At 64.2% G+C, this 17,235-nt stretch carries 16 protein-coding genes; 8 read left to right on the top strand and 8 right to left on the bottom strand.

The features are described from left to right. Positions 1-1,008, top strand: a 1,008-nt coding sequence (locus FXV83_RS19105) for an autotransporter outer membrane beta-barrel domain-containing protein (RefSeq protein WP_235939868.1), incomplete at its 5' end; no start/stop codon positions are given. Between the two features lie 16 nt (positions 1,009-1,024). Here the strand turns inward: FXV83_RS19105 and FXV83_RS19100 are convergent. Then, positions 1,025-2,065 (bottom strand): LysR family transcriptional regulator, encoded by a 1,041-nt coding sequence (locus FXV83_RS19100; protein WP_148740935.1) that lies wholly within the window; start codon positions 2,063-2,065, stop codon positions 1,025-1,027. 71 nt (positions 2,066-2,136) lie between these two features. Here FXV83_RS19100 and FXV83_RS19095 point away from each other — a divergent pair, with 71 nt between their 5' ends. The 5 genes from FXV83_RS19095 (at position 2,137) to FXV83_RS19080 (ending at position 5,710) form a co-directional block, all read left to right on the top strand. Continuing rightward, positions 2,137-2,754 carry a hypothetical protein gene (locus FXV83_RS19095; RefSeq protein ID WP_187436000.1) on the top strand — a complete coding sequence of 206 codons (618 nt, stop codon included), beginning with the start codon at positions 2,137-2,139 and terminating at the stop codon, positions 2,752-2,754. Further along, complete coding sequence (locus FXV83_RS19090) at positions 2,741-3,361, top strand: GNAT family N-acetyltransferase (protein ID WP_148740934.1); 621 nt, start codon at positions 2,741-2,743, stop codon at positions 3,359-3,361. Before FXV83_RS19095 ends, FXV83_RS19090 begins: the two co-directional genes overlap by 14 nt. A 25-nt stretch (positions 3,362-3,386) precedes the next feature. Then, the gene (locus FXV83_RS19085) at positions 3,387-3,950 is read left to right on the top strand and encodes an isochorismatase family protein (protein ID WP_148740933.1); all 564 of its coding nucleotides are present in this window, start codon (positions 3,387-3,389) and stop codon (positions 3,948-3,950) included. A 34-nt stretch (positions 3,951-3,984) separates the two neighbouring features. Then, on the top strand, positions 3,985-4,155 hold the full coding sequence (locus tag FXV83_RS42845) for a hypothetical protein (RefSeq protein WP_187435999.1): 171 nt from the start codon (positions 3,985-3,987) through the stop codon (positions 4,153-4,155). A 172-nt stretch (positions 4,156-4,327) separates the two neighbouring features. Then, positions 4,328-5,710, top strand: a complete 1,383-nt coding sequence (locus tag FXV83_RS19080) for an aspartate aminotransferase family protein (protein WP_148740932.1) — start codon at positions 4,328-4,330, stop codon at positions 5,708-5,710. A gap of 143 nt (positions 5,711-5,853) precedes the next feature. Here the strand turns inward: FXV83_RS19080 and rnd are convergent, their stop codons facing one another. After that, entirely contained in the window at positions 5,854-7,002 is a 1,149-nt protein-coding gene (rnd, locus tag FXV83_RS19075; protein ID WP_148740931.1) for a ribonuclease D, read from the bottom strand. A 357-nt stretch (positions 7,003-7,359) separates the two neighbouring features. Further along, complete coding sequence (locus FXV83_RS19070) at positions 7,360-8,274, bottom strand: LysR family transcriptional regulator (protein ID WP_148740930.1); 915 nt, start codon at positions 8,272-8,274, stop codon at positions 7,360-7,362. A 99-nt stretch (positions 8,275-8,373) separates the two neighbouring features. On the opposite strand from FXV83_RS19070, the gene FXV83_RS19065 reads away from it, so the two are divergent. Then, entirely contained in the window at positions 8,374-9,363 is a 990-nt protein-coding gene (locus FXV83_RS19065) for a zinc-dependent alcohol dehydrogenase family protein (protein WP_148740929.1), read from the top strand. 130 nt (positions 9,364-9,493) lie between these two features. Here the strand turns inward: FXV83_RS19065 and FXV83_RS19060 are convergent, their stop codons facing one another. The 5 genes from FXV83_RS19060 to FXV83_RS19040 form a co-directional block, all read right to left on the bottom strand. After that, on the bottom strand, positions 9,494-10,825 hold the full coding sequence (locus FXV83_RS19060) for an ABC transporter substrate-binding protein (RefSeq protein ID WP_148740928.1): 1,332 nt from the start codon (positions 10,823-10,825) through the stop codon (positions 9,494-9,496). Between the two features lie 11 nt (positions 10,826-10,836). After that, the gene (locus tag FXV83_RS19055) at positions 10,837-11,706 is read right to left on the bottom strand and encodes a carbohydrate ABC transporter permease (protein ID WP_148740927.1); all 870 of its coding nucleotides are present in this window, start codon (positions 11,704-11,706) and stop codon (positions 10,837-10,839) included. Continuing rightward, complete coding sequence (locus FXV83_RS19050) at positions 11,703-12,653, bottom strand: carbohydrate ABC transporter permease (RefSeq protein WP_187436002.1); 951 nt, start codon at positions 12,651-12,653, stop codon at positions 11,703-11,705. The genes FXV83_RS19055 and FXV83_RS19050 overlap by 4 nt, the downstream gene beginning before the upstream one ends. A 1-nt stretch (position 12,654) precedes the next feature. Then, a complete protein-coding gene (locus FXV83_RS19045) occupies positions 12,655-13,503 on the bottom strand; it encodes a phosphodiesterase (RefSeq protein WP_148740925.1) in 849 nt (282 codons plus the stop codon). A 222-nt stretch (positions 13,504-13,725) separates the two neighbouring features. Beyond that, the gene (locus tag FXV83_RS19040; protein WP_148740924.1) at positions 13,726-15,204 is read right to left on the bottom strand and encodes a protein adenylyltransferase SelO; all 1,479 of its coding nucleotides are present in this window, start codon (positions 15,202-15,204) and stop codon (positions 13,726-13,728) included. A 195-nt stretch (positions 15,205-15,399) separates the two neighbouring features. Between FXV83_RS19040 and aspS the strand changes: the two genes are divergently transcribed. Then, positions 15,400-17,172 carry an aspartate--tRNA ligase gene (aspS, locus tag FXV83_RS19035; RefSeq protein ID WP_148740923.1) on the top strand — a complete coding sequence of 591 codons (1,773 nt, stop codon included), beginning with the start codon at positions 15,400-15,402 and terminating at the stop codon, positions 17,170-17,172. Positions 17,173-17,235: the final 63 nt, after the last annotated feature.

The raw sequence follows: 17,235 nt of genomic DNA, 5'->3' as shown, positions 1-17,235 counted from the left end.
CCCACGCCGACCCCGACCCCGACCCCGATGCCGACGCCGACCTCGTCCTCGGCCAATTACGACCGGTCGGCCGGTAACGCCACGCTCAATCTCGGTTCGGGATTTTTGGAGCGGCTCGGCAACCAGGCATCGGGCGGCTTCAATCGAGCATTCCGCACCAACCCGGGCGGTGGCGGCGCGTCCGAGAGCACGGAGGATCCGCGCTACCGCACCTGGTTCGAGGGCTACGGCATCTCGGTCCGGTCCGATGCGCAGGGTGATTTCGTCGGCGACAAGCGCAAGACCTTTGGCGGCGTCGCCGGCTTTGGCGCGCGGCTCGCGCCGGGCGTCAACATCGGCTTTTCCGTCGACCAGAGCCACACCGACATCGACGTGCCGCTCGCGCTCCAGTCGGCAACGCTCGACCTGACCCAGCTCGGCTTCAACGGCTCCGTAGACAAGGGGCCGTGGACCTGGGCTTTCGCGGTGGTGCACGGTTTCGGCAAGGTGCGTTCCAGCCGGGACACCGGCTTTGGTCTGGCGACGGCGGGCTATCGTGCGTCGATCGACGGCGCGCTGACCGAGATCAGCTATTACTGGACCAAGGATCAGATGCGGATCGTGCCAAAGGGAGCGCTCGAATATGTCCGCGCCACCGGCGCGGCATTCCAGGAGACCGGCGGACTTGATCCGTTGAACGTCGGCTCGACTGCGCTCTCTCGCGCGCGCGTCATGATCGGAGCCGAGATCGGGCGCTACTTCATCTTCGGCCGGAAGATTCTGGACTTGTCAGCCTATGGCAAGTTCGTCGACAATTTCTATCAGGACCTGGGCGCTATCGAGGTCAGCCTGGGAACCGAGAGCATCGTGGTGCCTGGCATCGACGAGAGCCGCTACGGCATGGATGCTGGCGCCTCGGCCTCGCTCAGCCTGACCAGCACCGCGCGGCTCTACGTCAATTACGACGCCAAGTTCCGCAACGAGCTGAGGTCGCATCAGGGCACGGTCGGTTTCGAATACCGGTGGTGAGGCGAAGCTCTCCTGCTTACACCGGCGTCGCAGCAACATACCCGGTCAGGCCAAAGCCATCGCGCGCGGCCGTCATCATCGGCACCAGCGCGTCCGGATGAATGAACTCGTCGCGGAAGCAGGGATAGGTCTTGGGATCGAAGATCTTCTTCAGCCACTCGACCACGATCTTGTGGCGCTCGGAGGCGCGAAACTCCTTGTGATAGGTGAGCCAGAGATCGGCGTGGTGGCTGACGCCGAGATCGACCGCAACGAGCGAGGCGCCGAGAGCGATCGACACCGTTGGCAGGAAGCCAATGCCGGCGCCGCGCTCGACCGCATAGAGTGCGCCCACCGAGGAGTTGGTCTTGATCGCGACGATGCCTTCGAGCGATGTCAGTCCGAGGATGCGGGCATAGGCGGTGTCGTCGACCTGCGGCGCCGTCTGCTTCACGATCCTGTGGTTCTTCAGTTCGGCAAGCGTCGCCGGCACGCCGTAGAGGGTTTCGTACTCCTTGGAGACGAAGGGATAGATGTGGAGACGACCGAGCTTGGCGACGATAAGATCGGGATTGGTGGGCGGCTCGAGCTGGATGGCGATATCTGATTCCAGGCGCGCGACGTCGGCCTGCTCCATGGCGCAGCGCAGATCGACGGCGATCTTGCGGTAGGTCTTCTGGAAGTCAATCAGCCGCGGCAGGATCCAGAAATTGCCGGGGCCTTCCGTCACCGCGATGCGCACGGTGCCGGCCGTATCGTTCGAGGAGCGCGAGGCGCGGCGAAACACGTTGAAGGCGTGACGCTCCATGTGCGCGACGTCGGCAATCATCGCCGTGCCTTCGTCGCTGAGCGTCAGTCCGCTCTGGTCGCGCAAGAACAGCTTGCAGCCGATGCTTTCCTCGAGCCGGTCGATCCGGCGCATCAGGGTGGTGCTGGTCTGTCCGAGCTCCTCGGCGGCGTTGCGGAAACTTTTATATTTTGCGCACGCTAAAAACAGTTTCAAATCGTCCCAGGACGCGCCCAGGGCTTCTTCACGGTGCTGCATCATCGCAGCACCCCGGTGCAATTGTTGCTGCATACTCCTGATCCCCAACCGCTAAGCTCCTCGGCAAAGCGGGGCACGAAAGCGTCAAAAGATAGAGGGGCGGCATGGGTATGGAAAGAGGCTGGTTTGCCGTAAGGCATGATTTCGACGCGCTGCCGCTCAGTCCGGACATCGATGTCAGGTGCGCGGCATTTTCCGAAATTGACGCGCTTTCCGAGATGGCCCGCCGCCTGGTGCCGGGGGTGCAGCTCGGGACGGCGGAGCTTGCAAGATACTTCATTTTCGATCCCCAGAGCATCCTGACCTTCAGTCGGAGGGGCGATCTGCTTGGCGGCATGGCCTTTTTGTTTCTGAACGATCGCGGACACGATGCGCTGCTGCTCGACGAGATCTGCCTGACCGCGCCCGAGACCCGCTATCTCGCGTCCGCGACAGAGGAGGTTGCCGCTGTTTACATCTGGGCGATCGCGGCGACCGGGCGCGGCGTCGCCGGTCTCGGGAAGGCGGCTGCACATCTGCGCCAGGCGCGGTTTCGCAGCGCCGATTGCTATGCGCAGCCTTCGACCGCGGCCGGACGCGACATCATGAGGGCGACCGGCTTCGAACCGGTGCCGAGTTTCCAACCCGACCTCTGGTGTTACGAACGGCCCTGGAACCGGCGGCCGATGCGCTTGCCGGGCTCCATCATCCAAGCAAGGAGTTTTGCAGATGCACGGCACTAGAATTCCTCTCGCCAAGCCGGACTCCCGCGCCATCAGCATCAGGATTGCGCGCGATCCCAGCGATCTTATGCTCGTCACCGCCATCCGCTCCGCGGTCTATCTCGCGGAGCAGGATTGTCCGTTCGACGAGGAGTTCGACGGCAACGACATGGTGGCCGCGCATTTCATCGGCTTCGTCGGCAATGAGCCTGCGGGCTGCCTGCGGGTGCGCTTCTTCGGCGATTTCGCCAAGGTGGAGCGGCTCGCGGTGCGCCATCAATATCGGCGCTCGCGCGTCTCGTTCAAGCTGGTGCAGGCGAGCGTCGATTACGTGAAGCGCAAAGGGTTCCGCAAGATTTACGGCCAGGCCCAGGACCGACTGGTCGACTTCTGGGCCCATTTCGGCGCCAAGCCGCTCGGCCACAACCGCAAGATCACCTTCTCCGATTTCTCCTACACCGAGATGGTGCTGGAGATAGAGCCGGGACCGGACGCGATTACGCTGGACAGCGATCCCTATGTGATCATCCGCCCCGAGGGCGATTGGGACCGGCCGGGGGTGCTCGATGCCTCGGCGGGAAGGGCCGTGACGTCACCGTTGAGGGACGTCGCGCTCGCCGGTCGTTGAAACTGGTGCAGCCGCGCACAAGATAATGCTGGTTTCCATTCACGACGATCCGCCAATCCTGGTCTGCGCGGATCTCCAGGTCGAATATCTCACCCAGGGGCGTCGCCACGTCATCCTCGATGGCGACGCCGCCACGTCGCGTTGCCTGGAGCTGCTGACGCTGTGGCGCGACCGTCTCTGGCCAGTCATGCATTTGAAGCGCATCGCGCAGGCGGCATGGTTCAATCCGGCATCGAGGCTGACCGATTGGATTGCCGAGGCGAAGCCGCGGCCGGGTGAGATGACGTTCGAGCACCCGCTGCCGTCGGCCTACAGCTCGCCGCGGTTCGTGGACTACATGTCCAATATCCGCAATGCGCGCTGCGTGCTGGCGGGCTTTTCCCTGGACGAGACCATCCTGGCCACGGTGGTCGAGGGGTTTCACCGCAGCCATCGCTACCAAGTCGTCGGCGACGCCGTGGCGTGCCGGCAGCCCAATGCAGGCGATCCGGCCGCCTACAAGCAGGCAGTGGTGAATGTCATCGGCAATTTTGCTACAATTCATTCCAGCGCCGAACTGATCAAGACCAGCGGCGCCGTCGCGGTGTAGGCGGACGCGATCGGCGGATGGATAGGGTGGTACATTGTCGCGGGGCGAAGAGCTGAAGGAACTGGCGGCCGACCTGGCGCGCGCCGTCGAGAGGGCGCGCCATGTCGGCCTGCCCACGACGGTCTATCTGCTTGCGATGGCACTGGTCGAGGTGAGGGAAGCCGCTGACGCTGCCGACGGCGAGGATGACGACGGCGCAGCCTGAGGCTGAACCTGAGTCTGAACCTGAGTCTGAACCTGAGTCCTGGCACTCACGAGTGCCGCTTTGTGCAACGCTGCTGGGCGTTTGCTACCGACGAATTGGCGTTGCAACTTGTCCACTCTCGCAATAGCCAAGTGATGACGCCGGCTACGTGACGACTTAAGGATTCTCGCAAATGTCCATGCTGCCCAATTCGCAAGAGGCCCGGGATGTGGCCTACCAGCTCCACCCCTACACCAACGCGCGCACCCACCAGCAGGCAGGTCCGCTGGTGATCGAGCGCGGCGAGGGGCCCTACGTGTTCGATGCGTCGGGCAAGCGCTATTTCGAGGCGATGGCAGGGCTGTGGAGCGTCGGGCTCGGTTTCAATGAGAAGCGGCTGGTCGAGGCAGCGCACCGGCAGATGCAGGCGCTGCCATTCTATCATACGTTCTCCGCGAAATCGCACGGTCCCTCGATCGATCTCGCCGAGAAGCTGGTGGCGCTGGCGCCTGTGCCGATGAGCAAGGTGTTCTTCACCAATTCCGGCTCGGAGGCCAACGACACCGTCCTGAAGCTGATCGCCTATCGCTCCAATACGCTCGGCCAGCCGCGGCGCAAGAAGGTGATCAGCCGCATGCGCGCCTATCATGGCGTCACCATCGCCTCGGCAAGCCTCACCGGCCTGCCGAACAACCACCGCTCGTTCGACCTGCCGCTGCCGAACATCCTGCACACGGGCTCGCCGCATTTCTACAAGGATGGCGCGCCGGGCGAGAGCGAGGAAGCGTTCGCAACGCGGCGGGCCGAGGAGCTCGACGCGCTCATCCAGAAGGAAGGGCCGGACACGATCGCGGCCTTCTTCGGTGAGCCGGTAATGGGGGCGGGCGGCGTCATCGTGCCGCCGGCGACCTATTGGGACAAGATCCAGAAGGTCTTGAACAAGTACGACATCCTGCTGATCGCCGACGAGGTGATCTGCGGCTTCGGCCGCACCGGCAAGATGTTCGGCTGCGAGACCTATGGAATCAAGCCCGACGCGATCGTGGTCTCCAAGCAGATCACGTCGAGCTATTTTCCGCTGTCGGCGATCCTCCTGAACGACCGCATGTTCGAGCCGATCGCGGACGAGAGCAACAAGATCGGTGTGCTCGGCCACGGCTTCACCGCGGGCGGGCATCCCGTCGGCTCGGCCATTGCGCTGGAGAACCTCAAGATCATCGAGGAGCGCGGCCTGGTCGCGCATGCCGCCGAGCTCGGTGCTTACATGCAAGGCAGACTGCGCGATCTCGCCAGCCATCCACTGGTAGGCGAGGTCCGCGGCGTCGGCATGATCGCAGCCATCGAGCTCGTGCTCGACAAGCAGCGCAAGACTGCGGCGGCGACGCCGGGTGCCGTCGGCGGCATCGCCAGCCGCATGCTCCAGGAGCGCGCCGTGATCTCGCGCAACATGCTCGACGCCATCGCCATCTGCCCGCCGCTGATCGTCACCAAGGCTCAAGTCGACGACCTCGTCGCCGCGATCTCGGGTGTGCTGGATGATATGAAGGGCGAGGTGGCCAAGCTGACCCCGGCGTAGGGGAGAGTCAGGGCCTCAAACTCCGTCTTTGCGAGCGCAGCGAAGCAATCCAGACTGCATCCGCAGAAAGATTCTGGATTGCTTCGCTGCGCTCGCAATGACGATGTGGGGCGATGGTGCCCAACCTCCCACCGCTTAGACCGCTATGCCCGCTCGACCCCGATCACGCGACCCCTTTCGATCGCCAGTGCCAGCCCGCCGCGCTTGAGTTTGAGGGCGGCCTCGCCGAACAGCTCGCGGCGCCAGCCGCGCAGGGCCGGCACATCGGCCTCGTCGTCGGCGGCGATCTCCTCAAGATCGTCGACTGTCGCGATCACCTTGCTCGCCACCGCGTGCTTCTCCGCAGTCATCCGCAGCAGCACTTTCAGCAGCTCGACGATGGCTGCGCCGTTAGAATTGTTGCGCGGCTTGTCCAGCTTTGGCAGCGTGGACAAGTCCCGTGCTAGTCCGCGCTCGACCGCCGCGACGATGTCCGCGCCCCATTTGGACTTCTCGAAACCCTTCGGCACCGAGCGCAGATGGGCAAGCTTCTCGATCGTGTTCGGGGCGTGGGTTGCGATGTCGCTGATGGCTTCGTCGCGCAGCACGCGGCCGCGCGGCACATCGCGGCTCTGCGCCTCCTGCTCGCGCCAGGCAGCCACCTCCATCAGCACCGCGAGGTCCTTCGGCTTGCGCACCCGCGTCTTCAGCCGTTCCCAGGCACGCTCGGGATGGAAGTCGTAGGTCTTGGGCGAGGTCAGGACCTCCATCTCGATCGAGACCCATTCGCTGCGCCGTCGCTTCTTGAGGTCGGCGTCGAGCGCGGCGAACACGTCGCGCAGGTGGGTGACGTCGGACACCGCGTAGTGCATCTGCTCCTTGCTCAGCGGCCGGCGCGACCAGTCGGTGAAGCGGTGGGTCTTGTCCGGCCGGTGGCCGGTGACCTTCTCGACGAGCTGGTCGTAGGCGATGCTGTCGCCATAGCCGAGCACCATGGCGGCGACCTGGGTGTCGAACACCGGGTGCGGGATGATGCCCGCCTGGTGCCAGATGATCTCGATGTCCTGCCGGGCGGCGTGGAACACCTTGAGCACGCTCTCATTGGCCATCAGCTCGAAGAACGGCTTGAGGTCGATGCCCGCAGCCAAAGTGTCGATGACGATGGCTTCTTCCGCGCTTGCCATCTGCACCACGCATAACAGCGGGTAATAGGTGGTTTCGCGCAGAAACTCGGTATCGACGGTAATGACGGGGTGCTTGGCCAGCCGGCTGCAGGCAGCCGCCAGGTCAGCGGTGGTGGTAATCAAATCCATGAACGGCCCTTGACACGTCTATCAGCCGTTCTGCCGAAAGCGCTGTGATGTCAAGGGGCTCGATGCAAATTCGAGCCCTGCATTTGGGCCGAAATCGTCCTTTTCCAGCGAAATGCTATTCGTAGCGGACCCGCTGCGAGGGTTTTCGGGCGCAGGGCAGTGCCACCACGATTACGCACATGGCGACCAGCGCCAGTCCCAGGAACTCGAAAACCAACAAATCCACGGCAAGATCCCCCGAAAGACCGTTAGACTTGTCGGGGGCGCGTTGAGGGTCTGTTAATTGTCGTGGTTACCGGCGGTGGGACCGGCCGGATGGTGGACAGAGGGTTAACGAGGCCCAAATGACATCCGGCCTTAGGTCATGAGCTTCGGCAATGCTGCCGCCAAGACGTCGACGGCCGCGCGAACCTTTGGCGGCATCCGGGGCGAACGGGGCCAGAGCGCGTGGCAGTCGTAGAGGAATTCGGGCTGTCGTTCGAACAGACTGATGAGCGCACCGCTGCGAAGGCGTTCGCGGATCAGCCAGTAAGGCAGCCAGGCGAGGCCCATGCCCTGCGTTGCGGCGTCCGCGATCGCTTCGAGATCGTCGAGCCTGAGCCTTCCGGTCGGCGTCACCTCGCGCGGAGGCAAGTCCTGCGGAGACAGGGCCTCTCGCGGAAATAGCCACGGCCGGACGCGCCCGGAGCGGCGGTAGATGATCGCCTGGTGCTCGGCCAAATCGTCGATCGATTTCGGCCTGCCGTTGGCCCGCAAGTAGGACCGCGAGCCGCACACCACCATGCGCTGTCGCGCGATGCGCCGCGCGATCAGGCCGGATTGGTCGTCGAGATCGCCGGTTCGGATCGCGAGATCGTAGCCGGTCTCGACGATGTTTGCGATCGGATCGCCGAAGGAGAGATCGAGCTCGAGACGCGGATATTTGCGCGCCAGCTTCATCAACAAGGGGGCGATGCAGTGCCGTCCCAGCAGAGCGGGCATGGTCACGCGCAGTCGGCCGCGCGGCTCGGAAAGCGCGTCGGACGCGACGGCGTCGGCCGCTTCGGCTTCGCTGAGCACGGCCCGGCAGCGCTCGTAATAGACCTGGCCGGCTTCGGTCAGGCTTTGACGCCGGGTGGTGCGGTTGAGGAGGCGGACGCCGAGGCGCTCTTCGAGGAAACGCACATGCTTGCCGACCATTGGTCCTGACATCTCGAAGGCGTCGGCCGCGGCCGCGAACGAGCCGAGATCGACGGCCTTGACGAACACGGCCATGCTGGTCAGGCGGTCCATTAGAAACTCCTAGTTTCGACTGTTCACTCGTCTAGGCGATTTATCGGCTGCGGTGCCCTTGGCATAGCTCCATTCGGTTCATTTGTTTTGGAGTTTTCCATGCCTCGTGTCGTTCGCTTCCATCAGCATGGCGGTCCCGAAGTGCTGCGTATCGAGACCGTCGATATGACACCGCCGGAAAGAGGCGAGGTGCAGATCCGCGTTAAGGCGCTCGGGCTGAACCGGGCTGAGGCCCTGTTGCGGAGGGGGACCTATATCGAAACGGCGACATTTCCCTCAGGGCTTGGCCTTGAGGCCGCTGGTATCGTCGAGGCGGTCGGTGATGGTATGGCGGGCTTTGCGCCGGGCGATGCCGTCAGCATCGTGCCGCCCGTCTCGACGGTGCGAAGGCCGGCCTATGGCGAGCTCGTCACCTTTCCGGCCGAATTCGTCGTGAAGCACCCGCCCGGGCTTGGCTTCGAGGCAGCTGCTGCGGTTTGGATGCAATATCTCACGGCGTATGGCGCGCTGGTCGACATTGCAGGCCTCGCGAGAGGGGAGGTCGTCGTCATCACGGCGGCATCGAGCAGTGTTGGGCTTGCCGCAATTCAGATCGCGAACCGGATCGGTGCTGTCCCGATCGCCCTGACACGGACCTCGGCCAAGCGGCACGCCTTGCTCGATGCCGGCGCCGCCGACGTCATAGCCTCGGACGAAGAGGACATCAGGTCGCGGCTGGCGGAGATCGCCGGTGTCAACGGTGTCCGCGTGGTGTTTGACGCGGTCGGAGGTCCTGCGTTCGAGCCGCTGACCGCGGCGATGTCACCGGGTGGTATCTTGATCGAATATGGCGGGTTGAGTCCCGAGCCGACGCCATTTCCGCTCTTCAACGTGTTGAGCAAGAGCCTGACGCTGCGCGGCTACCTCGTGCACGAGATCGTCCGCGATCCCGCGCGCCTTGCGAAGGCAAAGGCGTTCATCCTCGACGGGCTGTCAGACGGCACATTGATGCCAATCATCGCCAAAACATTTCCGTTCGAAGAGATCGTCGAAGCGCATCGTTTTCTGGAGTCGAACGAGCAGTTCGGCAAGATCGTGGTGACGATCTGAGCGCGCGTCTTTCGGGGGCCGTAGCCTCGTAGGGTGGGCAAAGCGAAGCGTGCCCACCATCGCTCAACAAAGTTGAGACGCAAATGGTGGGCACGGCGCTGTGCGCCTTTGCCCACCCTACGAAGGCCACTTACGGCAGCTTAAGCGCCGTCTCCGCGTTGTACGGCTTGAGCAGTTCGTCGGCGGCCTTCTGGGCGGCGACGAGCGCCTCCTTGGGCTGCTTCTTGCCGTTCAGGACCAGCATCACCTCGTCCTCCAGCGTCTTGCGCACCGGCACGGTCTTGTAGGTCGCGAACCACGGCTTGGCGACGTCGAGCTGCTCGACGGCGGTCTTGGCGTCCGGGTTCTTGCTCAGGAAGTCGACCATATCAGGCGTCTTGTAGGCGGCCATGTTCGGCGCGAAATAGCCGGTGGCGCGGCTCCACCAGGCGCTCTTCTCGGGCGAGGTCATCCACTTGATCAGCGTCCAGGCGGCCTTCTGCTTGTCGGCCTCGAGCCCTGCCGGAATGATCAGCGAGGCGCCGCCGATCGGCACGGCGTTGCGGACGTTGCGCGGGATGAAGGCGACCTTGTAGGCGAACTTGGCGTTGTCGCGCACATAGGTCAGCGAGCCCGTCGACAGCATCATCATCGCGGCATTGCCGGAGATGAAGGAGGTGCTGACGGCCGGACCGGGGGTCGCGCCGGGCGGATGCACCTTGTGCTTGGCGATGAGGTCGTTCCACCAGGTCAGCGCGCCCTGCATCGAGGGGGTGTCGTAATAGACCTCGCCGCCGAACTCCTCGTTGTAGTAGCGCCCGCCATTGGTCATGGTGAGCGTCTCCATCATCCAGCCGCAATAGTCATAGGCGCAGGGAATGGCGATGCCCCAGCGCGTGACCTTGTCGCCCTCGCGCTTGGTGAGCTTCTTGGCCCAGTCGGTGAGCTCTGCCCAGGTCTGCGGCGGCTTATTCGGGTCGAGGCCGGCTTCCTTGGCCTGGTCGGCATTGATGTAGAGCAGCGGCGTCGAATTGTGGAACGGCACGCCGTAGACGGAGCGGCTGATCACCGCGTTGCCCTGCAGCGCCGGGAAGAACTGGCCGAGGAACTGGTCCTTGCTGGTGCCGTCGGCGGCGATCAGGGAATCGAGATTGGTCAGCTCGTTCTCGATCTGCATGTCGAGCAGGAAGTTGGCCGACATGATCACGGCGGCCGGCGGCTTGCCAGCCTTGATCGAGGCGCGCGTCTTGATCAGCGTGTCGTCATAGGAGCCGGTGTAGACGGCAGTCGCCTTGATCGCGGGATGGGTCTCGTTGAACTCCTTGATCAGGGTGCCCATGTCGCGGGCGAGCTTGCCGTCGACCGGAACGGGGAAGAACAAATCGATCTCGGTCGGGCCTTCGGCCTGCGCCGGGAAGGCGAGGGCGCCTGCCATGGTACCTGCGATGGCGAGGCCGAGCATGAGCCTGCGGGAAAACAGCATCGAGAAATCTCCTATTTGATGCCTGAGGTGACGAAAGAGCTGATGAAGCGCTTCTGGAAGATCAGGAAGGTGATAAGCAGCGGCGCGATCACCATGAGCGTGCCGGCGGCGATGGTGCCCCAGGCCTGCGTGCCTTCGGCCGTCTTGGTGAACACGGACAGCCCAACCGTGAGCGGACGCTTGTCCGGCGAATTGATCACCATCAGCGGCCACAGGAAGTCGTTCCAGTGGCTGGTCACGGAGATTATGGCGAAGGCCGAGAAGCTCGGCATCGACAGCGGCACGTAGATGTGGCGGATGCGCTGAAACAGGCTGGCGCCATCGATCAGGGCTGCGTCTTCGAGCTCAGTGGGGATGGCTTCAAAAGCCTGGCGCATCAGGAAGGTGCCGAAGGCAGAGGCGAAGAAGGGCATCATCACGCCGGCGAGCGTGTCATAGAGGCCGAGCTGCGCCACCAGGCTCAAATTCGGCACGATCAGAAGCACCGGCACCAGCATGAGCTGCATCAGGAACAGGTAGAAGATCAGCGTCTTGCCGGCGAAGGCGAGGCGCGCGAACGCAAAGCCCGCCAGCGTGATCGTGACGAATTGCACCAGCAGGATGCCGGTGCAGATGATGGTGGTGTTGAGGGTGTAGCGCGGGAAGTCGCCGATCTCCCAGGCATCCCTGATGTTGTCGAGCGTGGGCTTCAGGCTCGGCATCAGCTCAGCCATGGTGTTGATGCCGTCCGAAGCGGGCCGCAGCGTCGCCACGCCCATCCACAGGAACGGGATGAGCCAGACGATCGCGAGCAGCACGGTCAGCGCAAAACCGAGCTTTGGCGTGATCTCGCCGCGGGTGGCGAGCGGCGCATCCTTGAACAGCGCGTCGAACAGCCTCATGCCCCGCCCTCGCGGTTCGCCATGGTGCGGAAGGAGAGCGCGGTGAGGCCCATCAGCGCCGCCAGCGTCAGCAGCGTCGCCGCCGAAGCCTTGCCGATGTCGTAATGCTCGACTGCCTGCTGGTAGATGTAGAACAGCACGAGATTGGTGGCGTTCGATGGGCCGCCCTGGGTCAAGACGAAGACGTGGTCGACCTGCGTCACCGCATTGAGCGTTGCGATCACCGTGACGAACAGGAAGGTGGGCTTGAGCTCCGGCAGGATGATGTGGCGCAGCCGCTGGAACGGCCCGGCGCCGTCGAGATGCGCCGCTTCCATCACGTCCTCGGGCACGGCCTGAAGGCCGGCCAGGAAGAACAGCATGTAGTAGCCGGCATTCTTCCAGATCGTGATGATCATGATCGCGTAAAGTGCGATGTCGGAATCGCCGAGCCAGTTCGGCAGCACCGGAAGCAGCCGGCCGATGTAGTAATCGAGCAGCCCGACATTGGGCAGGAAGATGAACAGGAACAGCGCGGAGGCCGCGACCATCGGGATCAGCACCGGCAGGAACAGTGCGGCGCGCAGCACGCTGGTCACGGCGTTGGTGCGCGACAGCGCCAGCGCGAACAACAGCGCAAGCGCGATGCTCGGGATCGCCGTGCCGACGGCGTAGATCAGGTTATTGACGACCGCGCCGGTGAAGGCGGAGTCCGCAAGCACCGCGCCGATGTTGTCGAGGCCGACGAAGCGGACCGGTGCCTTCGGCGTGGCGCGCTGGTAGAGCGCGTCGATGAGCACGCGCCCCATCGCGCCATAGGTGAACAGCGCAAGAAAGACCAGCGAAGGCAGCAGCAGCAGATAGGCCGGCAGCGAGGCTTTGAAGCCGGTCGTGAACCGCTTCAGGATGTGGAGCCGCGGCGATACTGATGTCGTGACCGGGAGCGCCGTGGGTTCGGCGAGGCTCATCTCACCGGGCCGCGAAATTGAGCGCATAGTCGCGATCGTTCATTCCCTCAGGCGCCGCAAAGGGAAACCGCAGGCTGGTGTCGAGGAAGTCGTGGCTGTGCACGACCAGGTTCTCCTGATCGATCAGCACCACGCCATAGGCGGGCGGCTCGTGGCTCGCCAGGTGCGGCGCGCTCGCATCGAGCTCGAACCAGACCTGGTGGTTGGTGCCGCGCAGGGTGGAGAAGGGAATCTTGCCGTAGCTGCCGAAGATCGGCCGGTGCACATGGCCGAAAAAGAGGTGGCGGATGCGGGGACGATAGGGCGCGATCACCTCGGCGAATTCGGCGCTCTGCGCAAGCGAGATCTCGTCCATGGCGTGAACGCCGACCGGGAACGGCGGATGATGCATGAACACGACGAACGGCATATCGGCCGGTGCGGCGGCGAGCGTGCTTTCGAGCCAGCCGAGGCGCTTGGCGCACATCTCGCCGGCGTGGCTGGTCTCGTCCAGCGTGTCCAGGAAGACCAACAGGCCGTGCTCGGTGGTTCGGGTGCCCTGCACGAAGCCGTTTGAATCACGCGGCGCGGCCTTCAGGCCGTCGAGGCAGGCAACGCGGCGGTCGTGATTGCCGACCATGGCGATGTAGGGAATTTTCAGCGCCGCCATCGCCTCGGCGAAATTGGCATAAGCCGTAGGCTCGCCCCAATGGGTGAGGTCGCCGGTCACGACCGCGAAAGCGGCGTCGATGTGGTGCTTGTTGATGTCGGCGATCGCGGCATCGAGCCGGGCGCGCGGATCGAGGCCATAGAGCTTTTGTCCGGGGCCTGCGAGATGCGTGTCGGTGAGGTGGATGAATTTGAACGGCATGGGGCGCTGTGTCGGGACTGTTGGAGGATGGGCGCCTCCGGCAAGACGGCCCTGACAGGCCGTTAGAGTGCGAGTGTTTCAGTTTGATGACAGCGGTTCCAAGAGCGAAGCGCGTCCACAGCTAGTCAGCAGGACGCGGATCGGCCGATCTCGCGGCGATGGCGTAATCCACCACCGCGAGGCCCACTTCGAGTTGTGCCGGGTTCCTCAGCTAGAGCTGGTTCACGTCCCGCAGAACGTCTGCAACACACGCTGATCCGGCAGCGGCGGATCGGCGTAGGCTGCATAGTCCGGCTGGTCGGCGTAGGGCTTGGCCAGCACCTTCACCAATTCCTCGAACGGTGCATAGTCGTCGTTGTTCACTGCCGCCTGAATGACGGCTTCGACGCGGTGGTTGCGCGGGATGAAGAGCGGGTTGACGGCGTTCATCGCAGTCCGCCGCTCGGCCGCGGTCTGCGGCTCCAAAGCCGTGCGCTCGCGCCAGCGCTTGGCCCATTCATCGAAGACTGCGGGGTCCATGAACTGCGCGCGCGCGGGCTCGTCGGCTGCCGCGTCACCGGCCGCATCGCCGAGTCTGCGGAAGGTGAGAGTAAAATCGGCCTGGTTCTTCGCCATCGCGTCGAGCAGGTCCTGGTTCAGCGCCTCGTCGCCGTCGCGTTCGGTGAACAGGCCGATCTTGCGACGCAGGCCGGCCTGATAGGCCTTGCTGAAAATGTCCGGAAATCCGCCCAGAATTTCCTGCGCCTGTTCGATCGCTTTCTCCTGCTCCTCGCCGAACAGCGGCAACAGGCACTCGGCGAGCCGGGTCAGATTCCACAGCGCGATGCGCGGCTGGTTGGCATAGGCGTAGCGGCCCATCTCGTCGATCGAGGAAAACACCTGTGCGGGATCGTAGGTATCCATGAAGGCGCAGGGGCCGTAATCGATGGTCTCGCCGGAGATCGAGCAGTTGTCGGTGTTCATCACGCCATGGATGAAGCCGACCAGCAGCCAGCGCGCGACGAGATCGGCTTGGCGCGCGACGACGCCGGCGAGGAGCGCGTGGTAGGGGCGCTCGACGCTGAGCAGCTCCGGATAATGGCGGGCGATGACATGGTCGGCGAGTTGGCGGATCGCGTCGGTGTCGCGGCGAACCGCAAAAAACTGGAAAGTTCCGACGCGAATATGGCTCGAGGCAACGCGGGTCAGCACCGCGCCGGGCAGCGCGGTCTCGCGGATGACGCGCTCGCCGGTGACGACAGCGGCGAGTGAGCGCGTGGTCGGGATGCCTAGCGCGAACATCGCTTCGCTGACGATGTATTCGCGCAGCACCGGGCCGAGCGCGGCGCGGCCGTCGCCGCGGCGGGAGAATGGGGTGGGGCCCGAGCCCTTGAGCTGGATGTCGCGGCGGACGCCGTCCCAGTCAATGACCTCGCCGAGCAGGATCGCCCTTCCGTCGCCAAGCTGGGGAACAAACTGCCCGAACTGGTGGCCGGCATAGGCCATGGCGATGGGGTCGGCACCCTCGGGGACGCGCTTCCCGGCCAGGATTTCCGCACCTTCCGGGCTCTCCAAAAGGTCCGGATCGAGCCCAAGCTGGACGGCCAGCGGCCGGTTCAGCTTGATGAGCCGGGGGGCCGCCACCGGAGTCGGCGCGACGCGGGCAAAAAAGTTCGCCGGCAGCGCCGCATAGGAGTTCTGGAACGGGAAATGGACTGTCATGGCCTCAAGATAGGCCTGGAACACCCATCGGCAAAGGTCCCGGCCGCGAGGGAGCAAAAATGGGTACTTCGGGCCCAAAACAGGCCGTTCCCTTGGTTGCCGCCCTCGGCCTCGTCGGGTAAACCCTGCCGCACTTCGGCTAGGTCATTTTGGCCTACTCGATTCGACCCCTCCGACATTGAATTTGGGACGACCATGCATCGCTACCGGTCACATAAATGCGGCGATCTCCGCGAGGGCAACATCGGCGAAACGGTTCGCCTCTCGGGCTGGGTCCATCGCGTTCGCGACCATGGCGGCGTGCTGTTCATCGACCTGCGCGACCATTACGGCCTGACCCAGTGCGTGGTCGACCCGGACTCGCCGGCATTCTCGCTGGCCGAGAAGCTGCGCTCGGAATTCGTGGTGCGAATGGACGGCAAGGCCCGCCGCCGCCCCGAAGGCACCGACAATGACGATCTGCCGACCGGCAAGGTCGAGATCTACGTCAGCGAGATCGAGGTGCTGGGACCTGCCGGCGACCTCCCGCTGCCGGTGTTCGGCGACCAGGAATATCCTGAAGACATCCGCCTGAAGTACCGCTTCCTCGACCTGCGTCGCGAGAAGCTGCACCAGAACATCATGACCCGCATCGCGATCATCGATTCCATGCGCAGCCGCATGAAGGGGCAGGGCTTCTTCGAGTTCAACACCCCGATCTTGACCGCGTCCTCGCCGGAAGGCGCGCGCGACTTCCTGGTGCCGTCGCGGATCCATCCCGGCAAGTTCTACGCGCTGCCGCAGGCGCCGCAGCAGTACAAGCAGCTGCTCATGATGAGCGGCTTCGACCGCTATTTCCAGATCGCGCCCTGCTTCCGCGACGAGGACCCGCGCGCCGACCGCCTGCCGGGCGAGTTCTACCAGCTCGACGTCGAGATGAGCTTTGTCACGCAAGAGGACGTGTTCGCGGCGATGGAGCCTGTCATCACCGACGTGTTCGAGGAGTTCGGCAAGGGCAAGCCGGTGACGAAGGGCTGGCGCCGGATTCCGTTCGCGGAAGCCTTGCGCAAATACGGCAGCGACAAGCCGGACCTGCGCAATCCCATCGAGATGCAGGACGTCTCCGAGCACTTCCGCGGCTCCGGCTTCAAGGTGTTCGCGCGCATGCTGGAGGATCCCAAGAACCAGGTCTGGGCGATCCCGGCACCGGGCGGCGGCTCGCGCGCCTTCTGCGACCGCATGAACTCGTGGGCGCAGGGCGAAGGCCAGCCTGGCCTCGGCTACATCATGTGGCGCGAAGGCGGCGAGGGCGCCGGTCCCCTTGCGAACAATATCGGAGCGGAGCGCACCGCTGCAATCCGCGCGCAGCTCGGCGTCAAGGAAGGCGATGCCGCCTTCTTCGTCGCCGGCGATCCCGACAAGTTCTGGAAGTTCTCAGGGCTCGCCCGCAACAAGGTCGGCGAGGAGTTGAACCTCACCGACAAGGAGCGGTTCGAGCTCGCCTGGATCGTCGACTTCCCGATGTACGAGTACAACGAGGAGGACAAGAAGGTCGACTTCTCGCACAACCCGTTCTCGATGCCGCAGGGCGGCCTTGATGCGTTGAAGGGCCAGGACCCGCTGACCATCAAGGCGTTCCAGTACGACATCACCTGTAACGGCTACGAGATCGCCTCGGGCGGCATCCGCAACCATGTGCCGGAAGCCATGGTGAAGGCGTTCGAGATCGCAGGCTATGGCGAGCAGGAAGTGGTCGAGCGTTTCGGCGGCATGTACCGCGCCTTCCAGTACGGCGCGCCGCCGCACGGTGGCATGGCCGCGGGCGTCGACCGCATCGTGATGCTTCTGTGCGGGACCAACAATTTGCGCGAGATCTCGCTGTTCCCGATGAACCAGCAGGCCATGGACCTGCTGATGGGCGCACCATCGGAAGCAACGACCAAGCAGCTCCGCGAGCTGCACGTGCGGGTGAATCTGCCGCAGAAGTGATGATCTTCGCCTCTCCCCGCGTGCGGGGAGAGGCCGCATCGCATCGAAGATGCGAGGCGGGTG

This window comes from Bradyrhizobium hipponense, assembly GCF_008123965.1.
Classification (GTDB): Bacteria; Pseudomonadota; Alphaproteobacteria; order Rhizobiales; family Xanthobacteraceae; genus Bradyrhizobium; species Bradyrhizobium hipponense.
The sequence above is the reverse complement of the archived record's forward strand: the minus strand, read 5'-3'. Positions and strand labels throughout refer to the sequence as shown.